Annotated in this window: 9 protein-coding genes; 4 read left to right on the top strand and 5 right to left on the bottom strand. The window is 34.2% G+C overall.

What is annotated here, in order from left to right; all coding sequences use genetic code 11:
- Nucleotides 1-184: 184 nt before the first annotated feature.
- The 3 genes from HHX25_RS13225 to HHX25_RS13215 form a co-directional block, all read right to left on the bottom strand.
- Nucleotides 185-4,453, bottom strand: a complete 4,269-nt coding sequence (locus tag HHX25_RS13225) for a hybrid sensor histidine kinase/response regulator transcription factor (RefSeq protein ID WP_169674313.1) — start codon at nucleotides 4,451-4,453, stop codon at nucleotides 185-187.
- A 264-nt stretch (nucleotides 4,454-4,717) separates the two neighbouring features.
- Nucleotides 4,718-6,472, bottom strand: a complete 1,755-nt coding sequence (locus tag HHX25_RS13220) for a RagB/SusD family nutrient uptake outer membrane protein (RefSeq protein ID WP_169674310.1) — start codon at nucleotides 6,470-6,472, stop codon at nucleotides 4,718-4,720.
- A gap of 16 nt (nucleotides 6,473-6,488) precedes the next feature.
- Nucleotides 6,489-9,698 carry a SusC/RagA family TonB-linked outer membrane protein gene (locus HHX25_RS13215; RefSeq protein WP_169674307.1) on the bottom strand — a complete coding sequence of 1,070 codons (3,210 nt, stop codon included), beginning with the start codon at nucleotides 9,696-9,698 and terminating at the stop codon, nucleotides 6,489-6,491.
- A 338-nt stretch (nucleotides 9,699-10,036) separates the two neighbouring features.
- On the opposite strand from HHX25_RS13215, the gene HHX25_RS13210 reads away from it, so the two are divergent.
- Nucleotides 10,037-13,369, top strand: a complete 3,333-nt coding sequence (locus HHX25_RS13210) for a VCBS repeat-containing protein (protein ID WP_169674304.1) — start codon at nucleotides 10,037-10,039, stop codon at nucleotides 13,367-13,369.
- A gap of 209 nt (nucleotides 13,370-13,578) precedes the next feature.
- Nucleotides 13,579-15,306, top strand: coding sequence for an FG-GAP-like repeat-containing protein (locus tag HHX25_RS13205; protein ID WP_169674301.1), 1,728 nt, complete (start codon nucleotides 13,579-13,581; stop codon nucleotides 15,304-15,306).
- Nucleotides 15,307-15,431: 125 nt separating this feature from the next.
- Here the strand turns inward: HHX25_RS13205 and HHX25_RS13200 are convergent, their stop codons facing one another.
- Together HHX25_RS13200 and HHX25_RS13195 are read right to left on the bottom strand one after the other, a co-directional pair.
- Nucleotides 15,432-16,589 (bottom strand): mandelate racemase/muconate lactonizing enzyme family protein, encoded by a 1,158-nt coding sequence (locus tag HHX25_RS13200; RefSeq protein WP_169674298.1) that lies wholly within the window; start codon nucleotides 16,587-16,589, stop codon nucleotides 15,432-15,434.
- Between the two features lie 20 nt (nucleotides 16,590-16,609).
- Nucleotides 16,610-17,905, bottom strand: a complete 1,296-nt coding sequence (locus tag HHX25_RS13195) for an MFS transporter (protein WP_169674295.1) — start codon at nucleotides 17,903-17,905, stop codon at nucleotides 16,610-16,612.
- A 620-nt stretch (nucleotides 17,906-18,525) separates the two neighbouring features.
- Between HHX25_RS13195 and HHX25_RS13190 the strand changes: the two genes are divergently transcribed.
- The gene (locus HHX25_RS13190; RefSeq protein WP_169674290.1) at nucleotides 18,526-19,257 is read left to right on the top strand and encodes a hypothetical protein; all 732 of its coding nucleotides are present in this window, start codon (nucleotides 18,526-18,528) and stop codon (nucleotides 19,255-19,257) included.
- A gap of 69 nt (nucleotides 19,258-19,326) precedes the next feature.
- The gene (locus tag HHX25_RS13185; protein WP_169674287.1) at nucleotides 19,327-21,393 is read left to right on the top strand and encodes a flotillin family protein; all 2,067 of its coding nucleotides are present in this window, start codon (nucleotides 19,327-19,329) and stop codon (nucleotides 21,391-21,393) included.
- The last annotated feature ends 24 nt before the right edge of the window (nucleotides 21,394-21,417 follow it).

Raw genomic sequence — 21,417 nt, 5'->3', positions numbered from 1 at the left:
TTATTCTTTAACGACTGTATGTCTTTTTTTTCAATTATTAACGCATAGAAATAAAGCCCCATAAAATCATATATTCCATAAAAAATGTAGCAATACCAACTCATATTGCTTTATTCAAAATATTCTTAAGATTCATAGGATATCAATTATTATGCGAGTAAATTTAATTAAAACCTTCAGTAATTTACTTTTTGTACTGAAGTTTTTCTTTTATATAATTTGAAGGTGTATCTCCATAAAATTTTCTGAAACACTTACCGAAATAGTTCGGATCATTAAAACCAACCATGTAGCTAACCTGCGATATTGTTAATTCATTCTGCTCTAATAACTGTACAGCTCGTTTTAAGCGTATCATTCTCATAAAATCATTTGGAGCTTGACCTGTTAATTTCTTCAGTTTTCTAAAAAAGGTTGAACGACTTGTATTCATATCTGATGCCAATTCGTCAACCCAATAGGATTCCCTACCCATATTAGCTTCCATAAAATCCATTATCTTTTTGAGGAATTCTTCATCGATAGAATTCAACGTAATTTTTTCCGGGGTTAGTTCTTTCTCTGTTTGAAAGCGTTTGCGCATTAAATCTCTAGAAGCTATTAGTTTTTCAACGCGTACAGATAATAATTTCATTTTAAAAGGCTTTGGAATATACGCATCTGCTCCAGACTCTAAACCTTTTATACGATGTTCCACAGAGTTTAAAGCTGTGAGTAAAATGATAGGAATATGGCTTGTTCGAATATTTGTTTTAAGACTATGACAAAATTCAACACCATCCATCTCTGGCATCAATACATCACTAATAATGATATCTGGCATTTCTTTTAAAGCTATATTTAAAGCTTCTTTGCCGTTTTCTGCTTCAAATATATTATATCCTTTAATAAACCCTTCTTTTACCAATTCTCTTATTTCTTCATTATCATCAACTATCAATATACTATTCTTAAACGCACTTTCTTGTTGGTCTTTATCCAACTCTTCATCTTCATTTACATAATCTGAATCCATATCCTGTTCACTTAAAGGGTCTGGAACTGTCATCTCAATCATTTCTTCTGGGAGTAAATGAGCATTGCCTAAGGGTAATTTTATCATAAAACAGGTCCCTTCTCCTTTTTCAGATTCTACCTCTATCACACCATGATGTAAATCAACCAAATCTTTAGTTATTGCTAAACCTATACCAGACCCCTTATTAGCAGCCCCTCTTTTACTTTTAGGCTTATTGACTTGATAAAAACGCTGAAAAACATAAGGCAATTGGTTTTTATCTATACCGTCGCCATTATCCTTGACCTCTATTTGTAGATATTGCGTTTTTATATCTCTATCAGCGATATAAAGCTCATCATTATCTTCAGGTTTACTTACCCTAACCGTAATCTGTCCGCCTGATGGCGTAAATTTTATGGCATTATATATTAAATTATTAAGAATTTTTTCCAATTTATCCCAATCAAACCAAGCGTCGGCTGAATATAATTCACTTTCAAAGGAAAGGTTGATTTCATTTTTCTTTGCTGATGCCCTAAATGAAAATGTAATTTCCCTAATAAAGTTTATAATATTCGCCTTTGTAGTTCCCAACTTTGTTTCCCCTACTTCTATCTTTCTAAATTCCATAAGTTGGTGTACCAATCTTAATAACGAATTCGCATTCCGTTGTACTACTTTTAATTTTGATTGTATTGACAAACTATCTCCAACAGATTCCAAAAGCTCTTCTATAGGATTAAGTATAAGTGTTATAGGTGTTTTAAATTCATGAGATATATTAGTAAAAAATTGAAGTTTTAATTTATTCACCTCTTCAATTTCTTTCTGTACTTGAAGCGAAGCTCGTTGTTGAGAACGTAAATTAAGATACGATTGAACCCCCCATAAAACACTTAAAATTATAAAACCATATACCAAATAAGCCCACCAAGTTAACCAAAAAGGAGGATGTATACTCAATTTTATATTTGCAGAATCTTCGTTCCATAGTCCATCATTATTAGACGCCTTGACTTTGAAGGTATAATTACCAGGCGATAGGTTTGTATAATGTGCAAAGGGTAATTTTTTAGAATCAACCCAATCCTTATCAAATCCTTCCAGTTTAAATTTAAATCTGTTTTTCTCTGGGGCTGCATAATGTAATGCCGCAAATTCAAAGGTTAATGTATTTTCGTGATATTTTAAATCTATAGGTTTAGAAATTAACGATATGGTTTTATCAAATAAAACTCTACCATTATATTTTTCGCCTATATTTATGTCTTCATTCTTTATTTTAAAACCTGTTAATTTTACAGGAGCAGGAATATCGTTTTCTTTTAAATGATTAGGGTTAAAAATATTCAATCCTCTTAAGCCTCCAAAAAACAAATAGCCGTCTTTGTTTTTATAGTAAGCATTCATCCTAAAATTATTACTTTGTAACCCATCATCTTTACTAAAATTTTGAAAGGTCTCTGTCTTAGGATTAAAATGAGAAATCCCATTATCTGTGCTTATCCACAAATTTCCATTATTGTCTTCTAAAATGCCATATACAGCATTGTTCGCCAAGCCATCATCTTCAGTAAAATGTTTAAAAACAGGATCTGTATTACCTTTAGAAGGCAAAGTCATTTTATTTAAACCGCCTCCAAATGTACCTATCCAAAAATTACCTTCTCTATCTTCAAGTATTGAAAAAACCGAATTATGACTTAGTGTGCTAGGGTTATCTGGATCATGTTGATAGGATACAAATTGATCATGTTGGTTATCTGCACTTGGCACAATTAAATTTAAACCGCCTTGTAATGTTCCTACCCATATATTCCCATTTTTATCTTCATAAAGACAGCTAACTTCTTTCGCACTAATACTATATTTATCGTTACTATCTGGTAAATAATGTACGCGATTTGAAAAGTCAAACTCATTACCATTGTCTTTTTTAGTCTTAGTCCATTTTACCAATCCATCTATCAATGATCCAAACCACAAAACGCCATTCCTGTCCTGTAAAGAAGAAAAAACCTCTAACATATCAAGCTCGGTTAGATTTGAGGAAATCTTTTCAGATTTATAATCTTGACGCATATGGACGATACCATCTGTAGTACCTACCCAATAATCTGCGTCATTGTCTTTTAAAATAGACCATACATGTTCTTGCGCTCTTTGACTTGACTTGGAGCCATCATCATTAAAATAAAAATGCTTAAACGTTGGGGCTTCATAATTATCATTTTTAAAGGTTACTTTGTTTAACCCATCTTGCGTTCCTACCCAGAAACTATTATTATTTTCTTTAGCGATGACATTAACAGAGGAGTTACTCAAAGAATTCTCAGAAAGCACCTTTTCATTAAAAAAGAGAAACTCTTTTTGTTTTAAATCACATTTATTCAACCCACCTTCTTCTGTGCCCACCCAAAGTACATTTGTATTATCGATTAGTATGGACTCTATATTGTTACTACTTATACTTTCTGGTTTTGAAGGGTCATGGACATAAGCACTGTACTTACATGTTTTTGTATCAAAAACATAAAGACCAAAACCATGGATCCCAAATAATAGGCTTCCGTCTTTTCCTTCAAACATGGTAAGCAAACCTCCAGATTCATCGGTATCGGATTTGGCTGTATCAATCCTATATTCTTCAAAGTTTTTTTGCTTCGTTGATGTAAAATTTCCTGGGTCAGCAATTTTTATTAGTTTATGCCCTACTTTTGATGCCCAGAGCGTTCCTTTTTTATCTACAAATAGCAATTTGATACTTTCCTTCATTTTTTCAAAATGAAGAAACTCAGCAATCCCATTTTTAAAAACGACTTTATTCAAACCTTTTAAGGTTCCTACCCATAAATTACCTGATTTGTCCTTAACAATTGAGTGTATTTGATTGCTCGTTATACTCGTTTCAAGATTAGGCTTATGTATATAATTTACAGGGTTATTCCCTTCAAGATCTGCGCTATCAAAATAATATAAACCAGAGTGTAATGTTCCTACCCATAATCCCCCGTTTAATTCTGGGTAAATAGCCGTAATTCTTGCATTTTGTAAAATTATTGGATATGTTGAAAAAGTTTGGGTAAGCCTATGATATTTACTTACCCCCTTACCTGTACCTATTAGTATATTACCTTCAACATCAAGTTCTAACTCATATACCGAGTTACTTACCAAACTATTTGGATTATTAAACTGATGTCTAAAAACCGTAAATCGCTGTCCATCATACTTATACAAACCATTAAGTGTCCCTATCCAAATATAACCATCTAGATCTTGAATAACCTTCATTACGGAGTTTTGAGTAAATCCCTTCTCATCAATAAAGTGTTCAAACTTTAAATCTATATTTTGCGCATGAAATACCCTAGTACTACTAACACCAAAAACGATTAGTATTAACAATAAATACTTCCTAATTGGGGACACTAAAAAATTATTTTCATCCATAATTATGGTAAATTAATTTAGCTTTCAAAAGAGCAACTAACGATTCAATCGCCTATAAATCAACAATAAGACATAATACAAGTTAAAAAATTAACTTTACTTAAACTAATCGCTTGTATATATTTTATAGAGAAGTCATTTTCAATATAACTCTTTAATTTGTTTAAATATGAAAGTAAAACGGCAATTATCTATTGTAGTAGAATAATCGCCGTTTACAACTAAACAATTAAAAATAATTGTGACTAATTCAACAAACTAATACTAATATTGTGGGTCTTGTGTTAAGACTTCTGGCTGTAAATCAATTTGTGATTGAGGAATTGGGAAATGATCATTTTTTCCAGCAGCATAACTCGCTCCTTGAATCCAAGGCAACTTACCATTTGATAATTCTGACTGTAAATATGCCCCTATAGTTTCTCCATCGATTCCCCAACGTACTAAATCCTGAAAACGCATGCCTTCTAATGCAAACTCTAAACGTGTTTCATGACGCACTGCTTTTCTAGCATAATCTTGATCTGGAAACGATGTATACAATCCAAGATTATAATTTGCAGCAGGTTGATTTTCATCAATTACTATTGGATCACCAGCACCAAAAGTAGTGTTACTTACTCTACCCATTACAATATCGTCTTGTGCTCTTTCACGTATTCTATTAACAAGTGTCATGGCTGTGCCTAGATCATTTTCTTCAACAGCAACTTCAGCTCTCCATAAAATAATATGGCTCAATCTAAACAATCTCCAGTTATTACCATTTAAACCTGCAGACCAAGTTGGAGTTGAAATAGAAATAGTTCTGAAATTTCTTTTGTAAAACATGATTTTTTTGTTCATAAATGGTCCCATACCAGCTTGATCAAGCATCCAATCACCACCACTCATTGGTCCCCAATCTAAAAATGGAATACCACGTCTACCTATAGTCCAATCAACTCTAGGGTCAAGATCAACATCTGTTGGTGTGAAAGCTTGGGTATCTAATAAGCCATAATCTTCTAACAATAAATCATCTTGAAAAGTGTCTAATAATGGTAACCCGTTCGCATCTACTTTAAAAGCATTAAATAAATCGAAACTAGGTGCACTATAAGCACAGCATAACCCAACATCTGATCCCCTTGGGAATAATGTTCTGTGATCTGAACCTGCATTCTCACCTCCAGCAGCACCATCATTTACAGTATATTGTACTTCAAAGATACTCTCAGCGTTGTTTTGTTTTTCTTCGTCATGATTGTCATAAAAATGATCCATTAAAACGAATGGTCCATTATTCAATATGTCGTCCAATATAGGCTTCGCTTGAGCAAATTCATTTTGGAACATGTGTGCTCTAGCTTTTAAAGCCTTAGCAGCCCAGCGTGAAGCTCTACCTACATCTGAAGGTGTTTCTGCCATATTATTATCAATACCCCATTGTAAATCTGCTTCAATATCATCCCAAACTTCTCTATCATTAGGAACTTCACTAGCAGTTACATCTTCTGTAATATATGGTATTCTTTCAATTTTAGTTCTTAATTGGAAATGGAACCATGCACGTAACCATCTCGCTTCGGCCTCTAATTGCGTAGCTCTGTCTGCAGAAATAGCATCTCCCGCGTTTCTTATAACTCTTATAACATCATTGGCTCTAGAAACACCATCATAGTTTGCGGCCCATAATCCGCCAACCCATGGGTTGGTAGGATCTACTTCAAATCGTTCAATCAAGTTAATAGCACTCCATCCACCTGTTTGGTCTCCACGGTGCATATCATCAGATGGTACATCTCCCCAAACCCAATTGGTTGCAGATGCTTCACCAGCTCCACCAGGTCCTCCAGCTGAAAAACCATCAATTAAAGAATAAGCCCCTATTAAGAGAAGGTCTGCACCGTCTTCATCAGAAAGCGTATCGATTGTTACCACGCCTTTTGGAAACTCTTCTAAAAAGTCTTCTTTACAAGAACTAAAAGCAATTCCTAGAATTACTAATAGACTGATTGTTATTTTAAATTTTTTCATTTTCTATTTTTTTATTTTATATACCAATATTCACTCCAAATATAAATTGTTTCGGTTGTGGCCATGTTCCAAAATCAAAACCTCTATTTATTTCAGTAGTAGGCGATACCTCTACATCTAATCCAGAATAGGTATCAAATAAAGTAATTAAGTTTGTTCCCATAACATATAATCTCATGTTAGATAAACCAAATTTATCCAATACTTTAGAAGGCACATTATAACCTAACTGAATAGACTTTAGTCTTAAGAATGAACCATCCTCTATCATATCAGAATTAGTGTTTTGCTCAAAACTTGTTGTACTAGAGGCCTTAGGCAATACTGCATCAGCATTATTCGCTAAATATGGGCTTCCCCATGAACGGAATAAACGGTCTGCAGCCTTAGGCCCTTGAAAAAGACCATAACGCGTAAAACGATTGTAGTAGTTAAGTATATCGTTACCTACACTAGCATACCAGATTGAAGTTAAATCGAAATTTTTATATTTCGCCCCAATGTTTAAACCTGCCGTAAAATCTGGGTGCGGATTACCAATCCAAGTACGATCATCTGGTGTAATTTCTCCATCGCCATCAACATCTCTAATCTTAAGATTACCAGGTTCGTTATAATTTCCATTTGCAGGATGTCCGTCAGCTTCTGCTTGTGTTTGGAAAATACCATCTACTATATAACCATAAAATTCTGGAAAAGCTCTACCACTTTCTGCTCTTGTATATGTTTGGCCTCTTTCACTTCTTCCTATAAGTGCATCCCCTTCTTCTGCAGACAATTTTGTAACTTCATTTGTGTAAGTCGTTAAATTAACTCCAATATTATAACTAAAATCTTCATTTACACTTTTATTATAGTTTATTTCTATATCAAGTCCAGTATTGTCCATGGTTCCAACATTTACGAATGGTGCCGTAGCCTGTCCTTCAATAGCAGGGATAGTCGTTCTAAACAACATATCTTCTGTTGTTTTTTTCCAAAAATCAACACTTACAAATAAACCTCCTCTAATAGATGCATCAAGACCAAAGTTGATTGATTCTGTAGTTTCCCATTTTGCATCTGGGTTGCCATATGCTGTAGATTGGTATCCAAGAGAAATGGTGTTATCACCACCACCTATACCGTAGTACGAATTACCTAAGCCTGAACCAAAGGTTGTAAATCCATTATAGTTACCTATTTGATCATTACCTGACAATCCCCATCCAGCTCTTAACTTTAATTGATTTAACCAATTGCTAGAACCTTCCATAAAATTCTCCTTAGAGATTACCCATCCTGCTGAGGCTGCTGGGAAATATCCGTAACGGTTGTTGGCACCAAATCTTGATGAACCGTCACGACGAATAGTACCTTCTAAGATATACTTATCATCATAAGAATAAAATACTCGAGAGAATAATGAGAATAACGACCAAGTAAAAGGACTGGAATTATTTACTATCGAGCCATTAGTTATGGCATCAGCTCCTGAGCTTAAAAAATAAAAATCATCATTTGTTGAAATAAAACCTGCTCGTCCTGCTGTTATAATATCAAAATCCATTTTGGTAGACTCCATACCCACTAAAACATCTAAGTTGTGAAGGTCTGAAAATGTCTTCGTATAGTTTATTGTATTTGTAAAGTTCCACGTTAAACTATTATTTCTGGTTTCATTTAATGTATTGGTAAAAGAACCATTGGTATTTTCTGGATCTCCAAATCTAGGATCTTTACCACTAAACCAATTCATATTATAACCAAATAAAGATTTAATTTTTAAATCTTTTAAAGGACTAATTTCAATGTAGAAATTACCCTGCACGTTTAAAGTTTTTCTCAAATCTTTGCGCTCACGGAAGTTATTACCTAACGGGTTCGGACCATCATTCAGGTTACCTCCAACAATACCACCAGCCCAATTTCCAGCGATATCAAATACTGGAATTAGCGGACTTGTTTCTGCTATAGCGTTAAAACCTACTGTATTACCACTACTTTCACTTAATGTAGCTCCTAATCTTTGGCCAACTGTTAACCAATCTGTAAGTTCTGAATCAATATTAGATCTAAAAGCATATCGTTTAAACCCATTATATTTAAAAACACCTTCTTCATTGAAAAAACTTGCATTTATCGAATAAGCTGTTTTTTCTGACCCACCAGTTATACCTAAATTATAATCCTGTAATAGTGCAGACCTATACAACTCATCTAGCCAATCTGTACCATTTTGATTAGTTAACGTGATAGGGTAGTTTCGCTCTTCATATAAAGAAGGATCTGTTGAAGGATCTCCAATAGAGGCTCCATTAGGGAATAAATAATCATTCACCCTCGTACCCATAATGTCATTTGGGTCAAATTGAAAGTGTGGATGACTAGGCGTAATACCATCATTTGTTTGCTCTAACCAGAGCATTTGCCCAATTAAATTAGGATCGGTAACTAAATCATATTTCGCATTATTTCTACCAATACCAGTTCTAACATTAAATTGAATTTTAGCTGCCTGACCTTTTCTTCCTGTTTTAGTTGTAATCAAAATCACACCACTTGCACCTCTAGCTCCATAAATAGCTGTAGAAGACGCATCTTTTAACACTTGAATAGATTCGATTTGATCCGGTGGTGGAACAGCTCCCCCAGTGACACCATCTACAATAAACAGTGGTGAATTTCCATTAATACTTCCCAGACCACGAATTCTAACTTGGGCTTGTTGCCCTGGCCGTGCAGAAGCAACAACCGTCACACCCGAAGCACTACCTTGTAATGCTCTCGTGGCATCTGAAGAAGGTTGTTGTTCCAAGAAGTCCCTGTCTACCGTACTTACAGCACTCACTACATCAGCTTTTTTTCTAGTACCATACCCAATTAAAATAACCTCATCTAAAGACGCGGCATCTTCAGCTAAGATGACATCAATTGTAGAACTAGCACCAACTGTAACTTCTTTAGTTTCAAATCCTGTGTAAGAGAATACAAGAACCTCTCCAGCGTTTACATCAATTGTATACTTACCGTCAAAATCTGTATACGCCCCTCTACTGGTTCCTTTTACCAAGACATTGGCGCCTATTAAAGGCTGATTAGACTCATCTGTAATCACCCCCGAGACATTAGTCGTTTGCGCTTGTAACAAAAAAGCACTGAAAAGAGAGAGCAATAACAGTCCTTTCTTTTTGCCCAACAACCTAAATCTGTCGAATAAGCATTTGAAAAAATAAATTTTCCTCATAATTTTAAGTTTAGTTTAGTTAATAAATTAGTTTTCTTAAGACCTGTATTTGCAGTATCGTCAGTCCTATTATATATATGACACATACCACACGTCTTAAACAGGTATGCAAATTACATCTTAAGCATACTTGCAGGTGAGTAAACGGAATTCAACAAAGAGTAAAAATCAATCAAAAGCCACTTAAGATTCCATATTTATCAATAGATGAGCAAATAATTATTAACTTGGTCTTTTTTAGAGAGGTATTTTAAATATTTCTAAATATCGCTCTTAAACTCCTACATATTTTGATAATGGATCTCTAATATATTTTTAAGAAAAACATCTTATTCTTCATGTTGAAAAAAAGTTACGGTATTATATTTTTGATTGGGTTAAGTATAAATTCTTGTACTAAAAATCACCCACCTATTTTGAGGGCATCGGATAAACATTTTAGTTTAATTAGCTCAAATCACACAGGAATTACATTTTCAAACACACTTACCGAAACAAAAGACGAGAACCACCTTATTAATGAAGGTTTTGTGAATGGGGCTGGCGTTGCTATTGGAGATATTAATAATGATGGTTTACCTGATATTTATTTTTCAGGAAATCAAGTTAAAGACAAATTATACCTAAACAAAGGGAATTTAACTTTCGAAGACATTTCTTTAAAATCTGGAATAAATACCATTAATTCTTGGTCTACTGGCGTGACCTTTGCCGATGTAAATGCAGATGGGTACCTAGATATTTATGTTTGTAAAAATGCTAGTCTCAAAAAAAGAGGCAGCAGCAATAATCTACTTTATATAAATAATGGGGATTTAAGTTTTACAGAAAGCGCTCAAGCTTATCGTATCAACGACCCTGGGCATTCAATTCAAGCTAATTTTTTTGATTTCAACAAAGATGGCTGGGTAGATTTATATCTGGTCAACCAACCTCCTGGATACGGAAACAGGTCTAGTGGACAAACACCTTTAAAATATGCAAATCCACGTTACAGTGATAAACTTTTTTTAAACCTTGGGTCAAACAAAGGCTTTTCAGAAGTATCACATATGGCTGGTACAAAAAATTTAGCCCATGGATTATCTGCTAGTGTTGGAGATATTAATAATGATAGCTGGCCCGATATATACATTACCAACGATTATGATAAACCTGATTATTTATATGTAAATAATGGCAATAGGACTTTTAGCAATACCACGAATAAATCCTTTAAGCATATTTCTAATTTTAGCATGGGAAGTGATATAGCCGATTTTGATAATGATGGTCATCTAGATATGATGGTCGTTGATATGGTAGCCGAAGACCACAAGCGTATAAAAACAAACATGGGAGGTATGAGGCCTGAAGATTTCTGGGCCATCGTAGATAGAGGTTGGCACTACCAATATATGTTTAATACATTACAGAGAAATAATGGCAACAGTACCTTTAGTGATCTTGCGCAAATTGCTGGGGTTTCAAATACAGATTGGAGCTGGGGGCCACTAATCGCAGATTTTGACAATGATGGCCTCAAAGATATTTTTGTTACTAATGGTATTAAAAGAAATATGCGCTACAGTGATGTAAATAACAAATACGAAATCATTTTAGATAGCATTGAAATTGAAGCAAAAAAACAAAACAAAAGGTTTCAAGATGTCGTAAATGTTTTGGCCCTAGCACAAATGGCACCAGAAGATAAGCTAAATAATTACATCTATAAAAACAGAGGGGATTTAACATTTGAGAACAAAATTGAAGACTGGGGTTTTGATTTACCGACATTGTCAAATGGTGCTTGCTATGCCGATTTAGATTTAGATGGCGATCTAGATATTGTGATTAACAATGTAGATGAAGAAGCATTTATATACAGAAATAATACTACAGAAAGAAACATAGGAAATTATATTAGATTTAAATTAAGCATCAAAAACAACTCAAATATATATGGAACAAGAGTGAGCTTATATAAAAACGATTCTCTATGGCAGATCGTAGAGCTTTCTAACAACAGAGGCTACATGTCTAAAAGTGAAGACATTGCACATTTCGGAATTGGCGATGCCAATCAGGTAGAAAAAGTTGAAATTAAATGGCCTAACGGAGAAACAACATTACTGGAAAATGTTAAAGGCAAGCAAACAATTCAGGTTTCGCCTAAAAATATCACAGTAAACCAACTTATTTCAAAGCAAAAAAAGACTGACCTTGTTTTTAAAGATATTATTCAAGATACTAAACTCCTGTACAAGCACAAAGAGAATGCCTATAATGATTATTTAAGAGAAGTTTTATTACCTCATAAAATGTCTCAATTTGGCCCTTATCTTTCTGTTGGCGATGTTAACAATGACAGTCTAGAAGATTTTTTTATTGGCGGATCAGCGGGTAATCCAGGTGTGTTATTTCTACAAAAAGAAGATGGTACTTTTTCAGAAAAAAAGGATGGTGCCTGGATCCAGGATAAAGACGCCGAAGATGCTGGAAGCACTTTTATAGATGTTGATAATGACGGTGATCTAGATTTATTTGTAGCTAGTGGCGGTAATGAATTCCCTGAAAACCATAGACTTTTTCAAGATAGATTATATATAAATAATGGTATGGGCTCCTTTAAGAAAGACAAAACTAGAGTCCCAAAATACTATATTAGCAGTTCAGTGGTTGAACAAGCTGATTATGATAATGATGGCGACCTCGACCTTTTCATAGGAGGAAGACTTACGCCTCAAAAATACCCACACCCAACAAATAGCAAGTTACTTGAAAATAGAAATGGCTCTTTTGTAGATGTAACTAATACCGTGATACCTGGCTTGAACAAACTAGGATTAACAACATCTGCAACATGGACCGATATTAACAATGACTCTTTTTTAGATTTGGTTGTTACAGGAGAATGGATGCCTATTATAGTTTTCGTAAACAAAAATGGTTCTTTTGCAAGAAAAGAATTTGAAGGGCTCAAAAACACCGAAGGGTGGTACTTTCAAGTGACTAGTGCTGATATGGATAAAGACGGATACAACGATCTTATTGTTGGTAACTTAGGACTTAACTACAAGTATAAAGCCTCAGAAGATCATCCGTTTCAAGTTCATAGTTATGATTTTGATAAAAATGGTTCTAATGACATTGTTTTAAGTTATTATGATCACGGACAGGTGTACCCTGTACGTGGCAGATCTTGCTCTCTAGAACAAATTCCTTCTTTGGAAAAGAAATTTCCAAATTTCGAATCCTTTGGAAACTCTAATTTAAAAGATATCTATGGTGATAATCTAGATAATGCATTACACTTCAGAGCACACGACTTTGCCTCATATTATGTTAAAAATATTGAAGGAGAAGATTTCAAGTTACATAAATTACCTCAATTAGCACAAATATCAAGTATTAACAATATTATTGTTGACGATTTTGATGATGATGGTAATAAAGATATAGTCATATCAGGAAATTTATATGGATCTGAAATAGAAACACCTAGAAATGATGCTGGAATAGGTTTATATTTAAAAGGAAATGGTAAAGGTAAGTTTAATAGCATTCCTGTAACAGAAAGCGGGTTTTACGTGCCCCATAATGCAAAATCTATGGCAAAGATTAAAATTAAAAATGCTCAAGCTATTTTAGTTGGCAACAATAATGACAGTTTACAGGTCTTCAAATATTAGCACTGTTCTCATTACTCTTGGCATAAACTAAAATTTACTTCTATTTGATTTGGGATTACTCTTTTTAATCCTATGTATATTTTAAATTTAATGAGACTAAAATATACGTTTTGCATACTTCTAAATTACTAGTACTTTTTTTAATATTTAGCGTTACAACTGTAGAGGCTCAGAGATTTTTTGAAAAGAATATTTCCATTTTTTCCGAAATGGAAGTAAATTATGGAAATGCTGTTGCAGACTACGATTTGGATGGCGATTTAGATGTTTTTATTGTAGCGTATAACTCCTTCGATAAAAACAATCCAAATACCTGGAGTCGACTTTTAAACAATAGGGGGGGACGATTTGAAGATGTAACAGAAGATGCTGGATTCGCAAATCAACATTCTAAAGCTAATAAATTAGACTTAAAACTTGGTGCTGCTTGGGGAGACTACAACAATGATGGCTATCCAGACTTATTGCTCGCTCACCAAAATGGTACGCAACTATATAAAAACACGGGTAATGGTACATTTACAGATGTTAGTGTACAAGCCAATATAACTTCCTGTAAGGATAATTGCAGTAACACTGGAGGGTTATGGTGGGATTATGATAACGATGGTGACCTGGACCTGTACTTGCAATATCTAGACGCTGCCAATAGATTATTTACCAACAATAATGATGGCACATTTACAGAGATTGAAGGCGCACTTAATCTTGACGATGGCAACAGAACATGGTCTTGCCTCCCAATTGATGTAAACTATGATGGCTGGATAGACATCTACGTTGTAAACGATTTTGGTTTAAGCAAATTTTACTTGAGCCAAGAAGGAAAATCGTTTGTTGAGTCTACAGTAGCCTATAATTTAACTAATCTAGGATGTGGCATGGGTTCAGATATTGGCGATTATAATAACGATGGGTATTTTGACATCTATGTTACTAACATTGCTGAAGGCAAAAGCAACCCACTTTTTATGGGAACTCCTGGAGCTCCATTTGAAAATAAAACAGAAGTTGAAAAAGTAGGAAATGGTCATTTTGGCTGGGGTACACGACTTTTTGATGCCGATAATGACGGAGATCAGGATATATACGTTGTTAATGGAGACAATGACTTGCGCTATAAAAACGTATTCTTTAAAAATTTACGAAGTGAAGGCAGCAATAGTTTTGAAGAATGGTCAAATGAATCTGAAGCAGATGGTATTGCTAATGGTATGGGGGCTGAAGTTTTTGATTTTGACAATGATGGTGATCTCGATATTCTGGTAAGCAACACCAATAGCGCTCCTTACTTATATGAAAATATAGTTGCGAATCCCAATTCATGGCTTCAAGTAAATCTGCAAGGGACCACGGTAAACAGAGATGCATTTGGTGCAACTTTATCGGCTTTTTCAGAAGGCAAAGCTGTCCATAGGCTCAATCATGGCGCTGCTATTATGGGGCAAAGTATTAAACCCATACATTTTGGACTTGGGGAAGTTAAAAAAATAGACAGTCTTATCGTTAAATGGCCTAATAGTTCAAAGGAAATCATTTACAATATCGACAAGAATCAAAAAATTAATATTGTTGAAGGTTCGGGAATGACCGAAGGGAAAACTTTTGAAGAAACTGAAAATGAAGAAGAAAACAATGAAGAAAACCCCGAACCTCTATCTGAAGAAATTAGTCTCTCTTGTATTCCTAATCCTTTTTCATTTTTTACTGAATTTAAAATAAATACTATTTCCCAGACATCATTAGAAATTAATATTTACTCTATTTCTGGACTTCAAGTATGGAATCTTTACAGAGAAAACATTCCAGAAGGCGAATGGGCAGAAAGATGGTATGGTAAAAATCAAAACGGGTACCACTTCCCTGCTGGCCTCTATATTTATCAAATTAAACTAGATAACAAAACTTGGACTGGGAAAGTTGTTTTAAAGAGTTGATTATTTGATAAACAAACAATTAACTTACAATACATAAACTTTCCTCAACACTTACATTTATTTGGTTTCAAATACAATTACCTTATAAAATGCTTCTATTAAACCAAAAGATAATTCAATAAAGCTTACCAATTAGTAAAAGAGCCATCGGTTTTTCTCAACCTTGGAATTTCGACTGGAATAAATTTACTTTCTTGAGCTAACGCTTCATTTACTTCAACACCAAGACCAGGTGTGTCTAAAACTGGATACCTTGCCCCTTGCAATTTTGGTTGTACTGGATAAAATTTTGAATCGTTTGTTGAGCCATGAGCTCCGGTATTTAACTCTTCCAACCAACTAAAATTAGGACTGGCTGCTGCTAAGTGAATTGTAGCGGCTGTACAAATTGGTCCTAGAGGGTTATGCGGCATTAAATCTATATAATGAGCTTCAGCCATTGAAGCTACCTTCATGGCTTCCGTAATTCCCCCTACATTGCATACATCTACACGGGCGTACTGAGCAATATTTCGTTCTATAAATGGTAAAAATTGCCATTTGCTTGAAAATTCTTCTCCTATTGCAAAAGGAATATCTATCATTTTCCGCAAGGCTTCATAGGCGCCTGGGGTTTCATCACGAATAGGCTCTTCTATAAAATCTAAGGTTCCTTCTGGCATACGTTTCATAAACGAATAGGTCTCAGCCAAACTTAACCTTGAGTGATAATCAATCCCTATAGTGATTTTATTACCGATTTCTTTTCTTAGTGCAAGCATCCACTCGGCAATTATGGCTATAGATTCTCTTGGTTCAAAACGAGACGTGTCTTCTTGCTCTTCAAATTCAGCTGGAGCAAGTCTTAGCATATCCCACCCTTCATTTACCAATCTTTTAGATTGATTTATCAGCTCCTCCAAAGTTGAAAAGCGAATTGAAGCAAAGCATGTAACAAAATCACGTTGTTTACCTCCTAACAATTCATAAACAGGCACCTTCAGGGTCTTTCCTTTTATATCATAAAGTGCAATATCTATAGCAGATATAGCTGCTGTTAAAACACGTCCTCCTTCAAAGTATTGCCCTCTGTACAAATCCTGCCATATGGCCCCAATCTGCATAGGATCTTTTCCAATAATTAAGGGTGCATAATGCTTGAGTGCACCTATAACAGCATACTCTCTACCAGACAAACCAGAGGCTCCCCAACCGTAAATACCAGAATCGGTTTCTACCTTAACAACTAACTGACTTCCTGTACCAATATTTATTGGATACGGTTTAACTGCCGTAATTTTCATTTACAATAAAAGTTTTAATATTACTCCTTTGGAACAATACGCTCTACTTTCCCAACTAAAAATATGTATGAGAAAAAGCCCAAGAAAGCAATAGCTGCAATAAATAGTAGTGCTGGGCTAAAATCTCCATCTTGCACCAAATATCCAATAACAGTTGGTACAACTATACTAGATAGCCCACCAATAAAGTTAAAGGCACCTCCTACTAAGCCTAAATTATCTTTAGGAGCTATTAAAGATACAAATACCCAAGCAATACTAGCTAATCCCATTCCAAAACCAGCAAGCGCCAAGAAGAATATTACAAAAAACGTGTCATTAGTATAGTTAGCCCCAATAATACACGTTGACAATAGCATCCCAACAAGAATGGGTAATTTTCTAGAGATTTCGGCTGAATACCCTTTTTTAATTAAAAAATCGGATGTAAAACCAGATAATAAAATCCCACAAAATGCTGCTAAATAAGGTACCGAAGCATAAAACCCTGATTTTACAAAATCGAATCCTCTAAACTCTACTAAATAAGTTGGGAACCAAGTTAAAAAGAACATGGTAATTGCTCCTAAACAAAACTGGCCTATATAAATACCCCATAGCTTTCTATAAATAAACGCTTGTATAAAATCTGACCATTCAAATTTTTTCTTAACTTCATCTTTATTTTTAGCTCCAACTAAACCTCCTCCTTTTTCAATATATTCCAATTCAGATTCACTAACACTTTTATGATCCCTCGGATCTCTGTAAAATATATACCAAATCGCTGCCCAAACAATCCCTATAATTCCAGAGATTATAAATAACCCGCGCCAACCTACCGCATCTTGAATAAGGGTTAATAACGGTATTAAAAAAGCTAAACCTAAAAACTGACCAGATGTATACACTGCTATAGCCGAAGCCCTTTCCCTTTCTGGAAACCATCTGCTCACCACTAAATTGTTAATAGGATACGAAGGCGCTTCAAAAATACCAATACTAGCTCTTAAACCTAACAAAGCTCCAAAAGAGTTTACTAAACCCTGTAACAAAGTGGCAACTGACCAAAACACTAAAATAAATGCGTAAAGTATTCGAGATTTAATTTTATCCGCAACAATACCTCCAGGAATTTGAAGACTGGCATAAAATATACCAAAGGCAGAAAACACATAGCCCATTTGAACCGTATCTATTCCTAAATCTTTTCGGAGTGCAAAAGCCGCAACGGATATATTGGTTCTATCTAAATAATTTATTACAACAGTAATAAATATCATTACAAGAATATTATACCGCTTTTTGGTTTCTAATTTGATTGATCTTACACTCATTTAAATTGTTTGGTTTTGATTGAATAATATGGTAAAGTCTAAATATATAATAATAGAACCACAAATTATTCAAGAAGCCAGAAAGAACAGATACTTGACCTGTAATTACTATAAAACATTTCCAAAACTCAACACCTACAGATTATATCAAGTTTTAGTTAGTTTTACTTTACCAATAATTTAAGAGACTATAAAAAGATTTGACCCCCCAATGTATTTTTTTATAAGCTAAAAAAAACAAAAGTAGTTTTTCTCTCTAAAGCACAAAATGCGTTAACATAAATTTAATAATTATTTATAGCTAAAAAAGTTTCTTTTATCCAGCAAATTATTGGCTTTCTAAATATTTTATTAGACGTCTTCTTTTTGCTTTATTTTTAGTTCAAACAGCAACATACCTGGTTCAAGTATAACCATGGATACAAATATTATCTATAAATCAATAAATTTAAAGTTTATTGTAACATTTATAATTATTTGGTTACATATAAATAGAATTATAGCTACGGTAAAGTAAAAACCAAATAATAATTTACTAACTAAAAATATAAAAAAATTACCTAATATTGTTTGTGAGTAATTGATTAGCATAAACCTACTCGCCTAAAAACCAAAATCTATTGAACTCGATTATTGAAATTGCTTTTTCTTCTGTAAATATTGTTTTAAGCCTCCTTGTTATATTACTTATCATCTATTGGCTATTCACCATGATTTCTGGAATTGATTTTGATGTAGATGTAGACATCGATGTAGATATTGATGCAGATGTGGATGTCGATGTAAATACCAATCTAGGTAGCATTACAAACCTTCCCGATATTGCTAATGTTGAAATCAATAAAGAAGATATTGTTAGAGACCAAAGAAAAAAATTGGAATGGTGGCAAATGGTATTAATCTACTTTAATTTTGTAGGCCTACCATTTATGTTCACATTTACCTGTTGGGTTTTTATATGGTGGCTATGCACTGTCATTTCTACAAGCATTACGGGATCCTACAATACTAGTTTTGGGTATACATTATTATTAGCAGGCATATTGCCTTCCTTAATTCTAACTAAAATTATTACGACTCCTTTTAAAAGCTTTTTTAAAAACTTAAATAAAGACGGTGATTTGCCTATAAATTTAACGGGCAGAAAAGGTATTATGTTATCAAAAATTTCTGGAGAAAAAATGGGAGCCGCAGAAGTGGTGGCAGATGGAAACCCTATGTCTATATATGCAAAATCTTTTGATGGTAAAACAATTAGCTACCGACAAAACATTGTCATTGTTAGGCAGTCTGAAGATAAAAATTTTTATTGGGTGTTTCCCTACGAAGATGATGAGACAAAGCCTGTTTAAATCAAACAAAGTCAATTAACAAAATATATATAATAATTTTAAATCAATTTAAAAATCAAATATTAACTTATGGAACACATCACACAATTTATTGGAATAGGCATTGGACTTATTCTTTTCTTAATTATAATTTATTTTGCAATTATTGCCTTATTCTATAAAAAAGTTCCTCAGGGAGAAGCTTTGGTAAGAACAGGCTTTAAGGGTACAAAAGTAGCAACAGATAAGGGTTTATATGTGGTGCCTGTATTTCATAAAGTGGAAATCATGGATATTTCGGTAAAGAAAATCCAAATTGAGCGTATTGGAGATAATGGCTTATTATGTAAAGATAATATGCGTGCCGATATTAAGGTTGCATTTTTTGTAAGAGTAAATAACGAAGTAGATTTTATTAAAAAAGTAGCACAAACGGTAGGTTGCGAAAGAGCCTCAGATATTTCGACTTTAGAAGAACTCTTTGAGGCTAAATTCTCTGAAGCTTTAAAAACAGTAGGTAAAAAATTCCAGTTTGTTGAATTATATGAAGCACGTAGAGAGTTTCGTGATGAAATTGTAGATATTATTGGTACCGACCTCAACGGTTATACCTTAGAAGATTGTGCTATCGATTACCTAGAACAAACACCTGTTGGTTTTTTAAAGTCTGATAACATTCTTGATGCCGAGGGTATTAAAAAAATTACAGAACTCACTGCAGAACAAAACATGAAAGCGAACCTTATTAAACGTGATGAGGAGAAAGTAATTCGCAAACAAGATGTAGAAGCTCGTGAAGCCATACTGGAGCTGGACAAACAATTAGCAGAAAAAGAAGAACAACAAAAAAGAGAAATTGCCAATATAAAGGCTCGAGAAAATGCTGAAACCTTGAAAGTTGCCGAAGAAGAACGTTTAAAATCTGAAAGCGCCAGAATTTCCACAGAAGAAAAAGTAAAAGTAGCCGAAGAGAACATGGCGCGTCAAATAATTGTAGCCGCTAAAAACAAACAGCGCACCGATGTGGTAGAAACAGAACGCGTAGAAAAAGATAGAATGCTGGAAGCTACAGAAAGAGAACGTATTGTCACTCTGGCTCAAATTGAAAAAGAAAAAGTTGTAGAGGTTGAAAAGAAAAATATTCAAGACGTTATTCGAGATAGAGTGATGTTAGAAAAAGGGGTCGTAGAAGAGCGAGAGAGTATGAAAGATATTGAAGCTTTCAAAACTGCCGATAGAGAAAAACAAGTAAAAATTACAATCGCAGAAGCGAATGCACAAGAAGAATTAATTAAAACAATAAAAGCTGCCGAAGCTGAAAAAGAAGCTGCAAAACAAAAAGCAGAAGAAATTAATATTGAAGCAGAGGCGAAGAAACAAGCCAGCGAAAAAGAAGCTCAAGCTAGAAAAACACTAGCCGAAGCCAAAGCTAAAGAAGAAGCAACTATTGGTATGTCTGAAGCACAAGTGATGCATGCAAAAGCTGACGCTAATGAACGTCAAGGTCTGGTAGAAGCATCTATTATTGAAGAAAAAGCCAAAGCGGAAGCTGCTGGTATTTTAGCTAAAGCAGAAGCCGTAAAAGAAGAAGGTGTCGCCCAAGCCGAAGTAATAAAAGAACAAGCCCTGGCCGAAGCTGCTGGTATTGAAGAAAAAGCAAACGCCATGAAAAAATTAGATGGTGTTGGTAAAGAGCATGAAGAGTTTAAATTACGTTTAGACAAGGAATTACAAGTAGATTTAGCCGAAATTAACATCCAAAAAGAAATTGCAGATGCACAAGCTGATGTGATTGGTGCGGCTCTTAAAGCTGCAAATATTGATATTGTTGGTGGAGAAACGATGTTCTTCGATCAAATTATCGGACAAATTACAAAGTCTAAAGGTATAGATCGCTTAGTAAATCATTCAGATAATATTACACAGGTTAAAGATGCTATTTTAGGGAGCGAAGACGTTAAGGGAAATCTTTTAGATAAAATAAAAGATTTTGCTACTAAATACGGTATCTCTTCAGAAGACATCAAAAACCTAACCGTTGCTAATCTTCTAGTGGATTTAAAATCTAAAACCGCAGATACCAATGAAGAAACTTTATTCAATAACCTAGCAAACCTTGCTAAAGGACTTGGCTTATCTGATAAGAAGTTAGGGTAGCCCCATATCAAACTAAATCGTAGT

Source organism: Flavivirga algicola (genome assembly GCF_012910715.1).
In the GTDB taxonomy this organism is placed as follows: Bacteria; Bacteroidota; Bacteroidia; order Flavobacteriales; family Flavobacteriaceae; genus Flavivirga; species Flavivirga algicola.
Note: the sequence above shows the minus strand (reverse complement) of the source record. Positions and strands in the feature narration are given on the sequence as shown.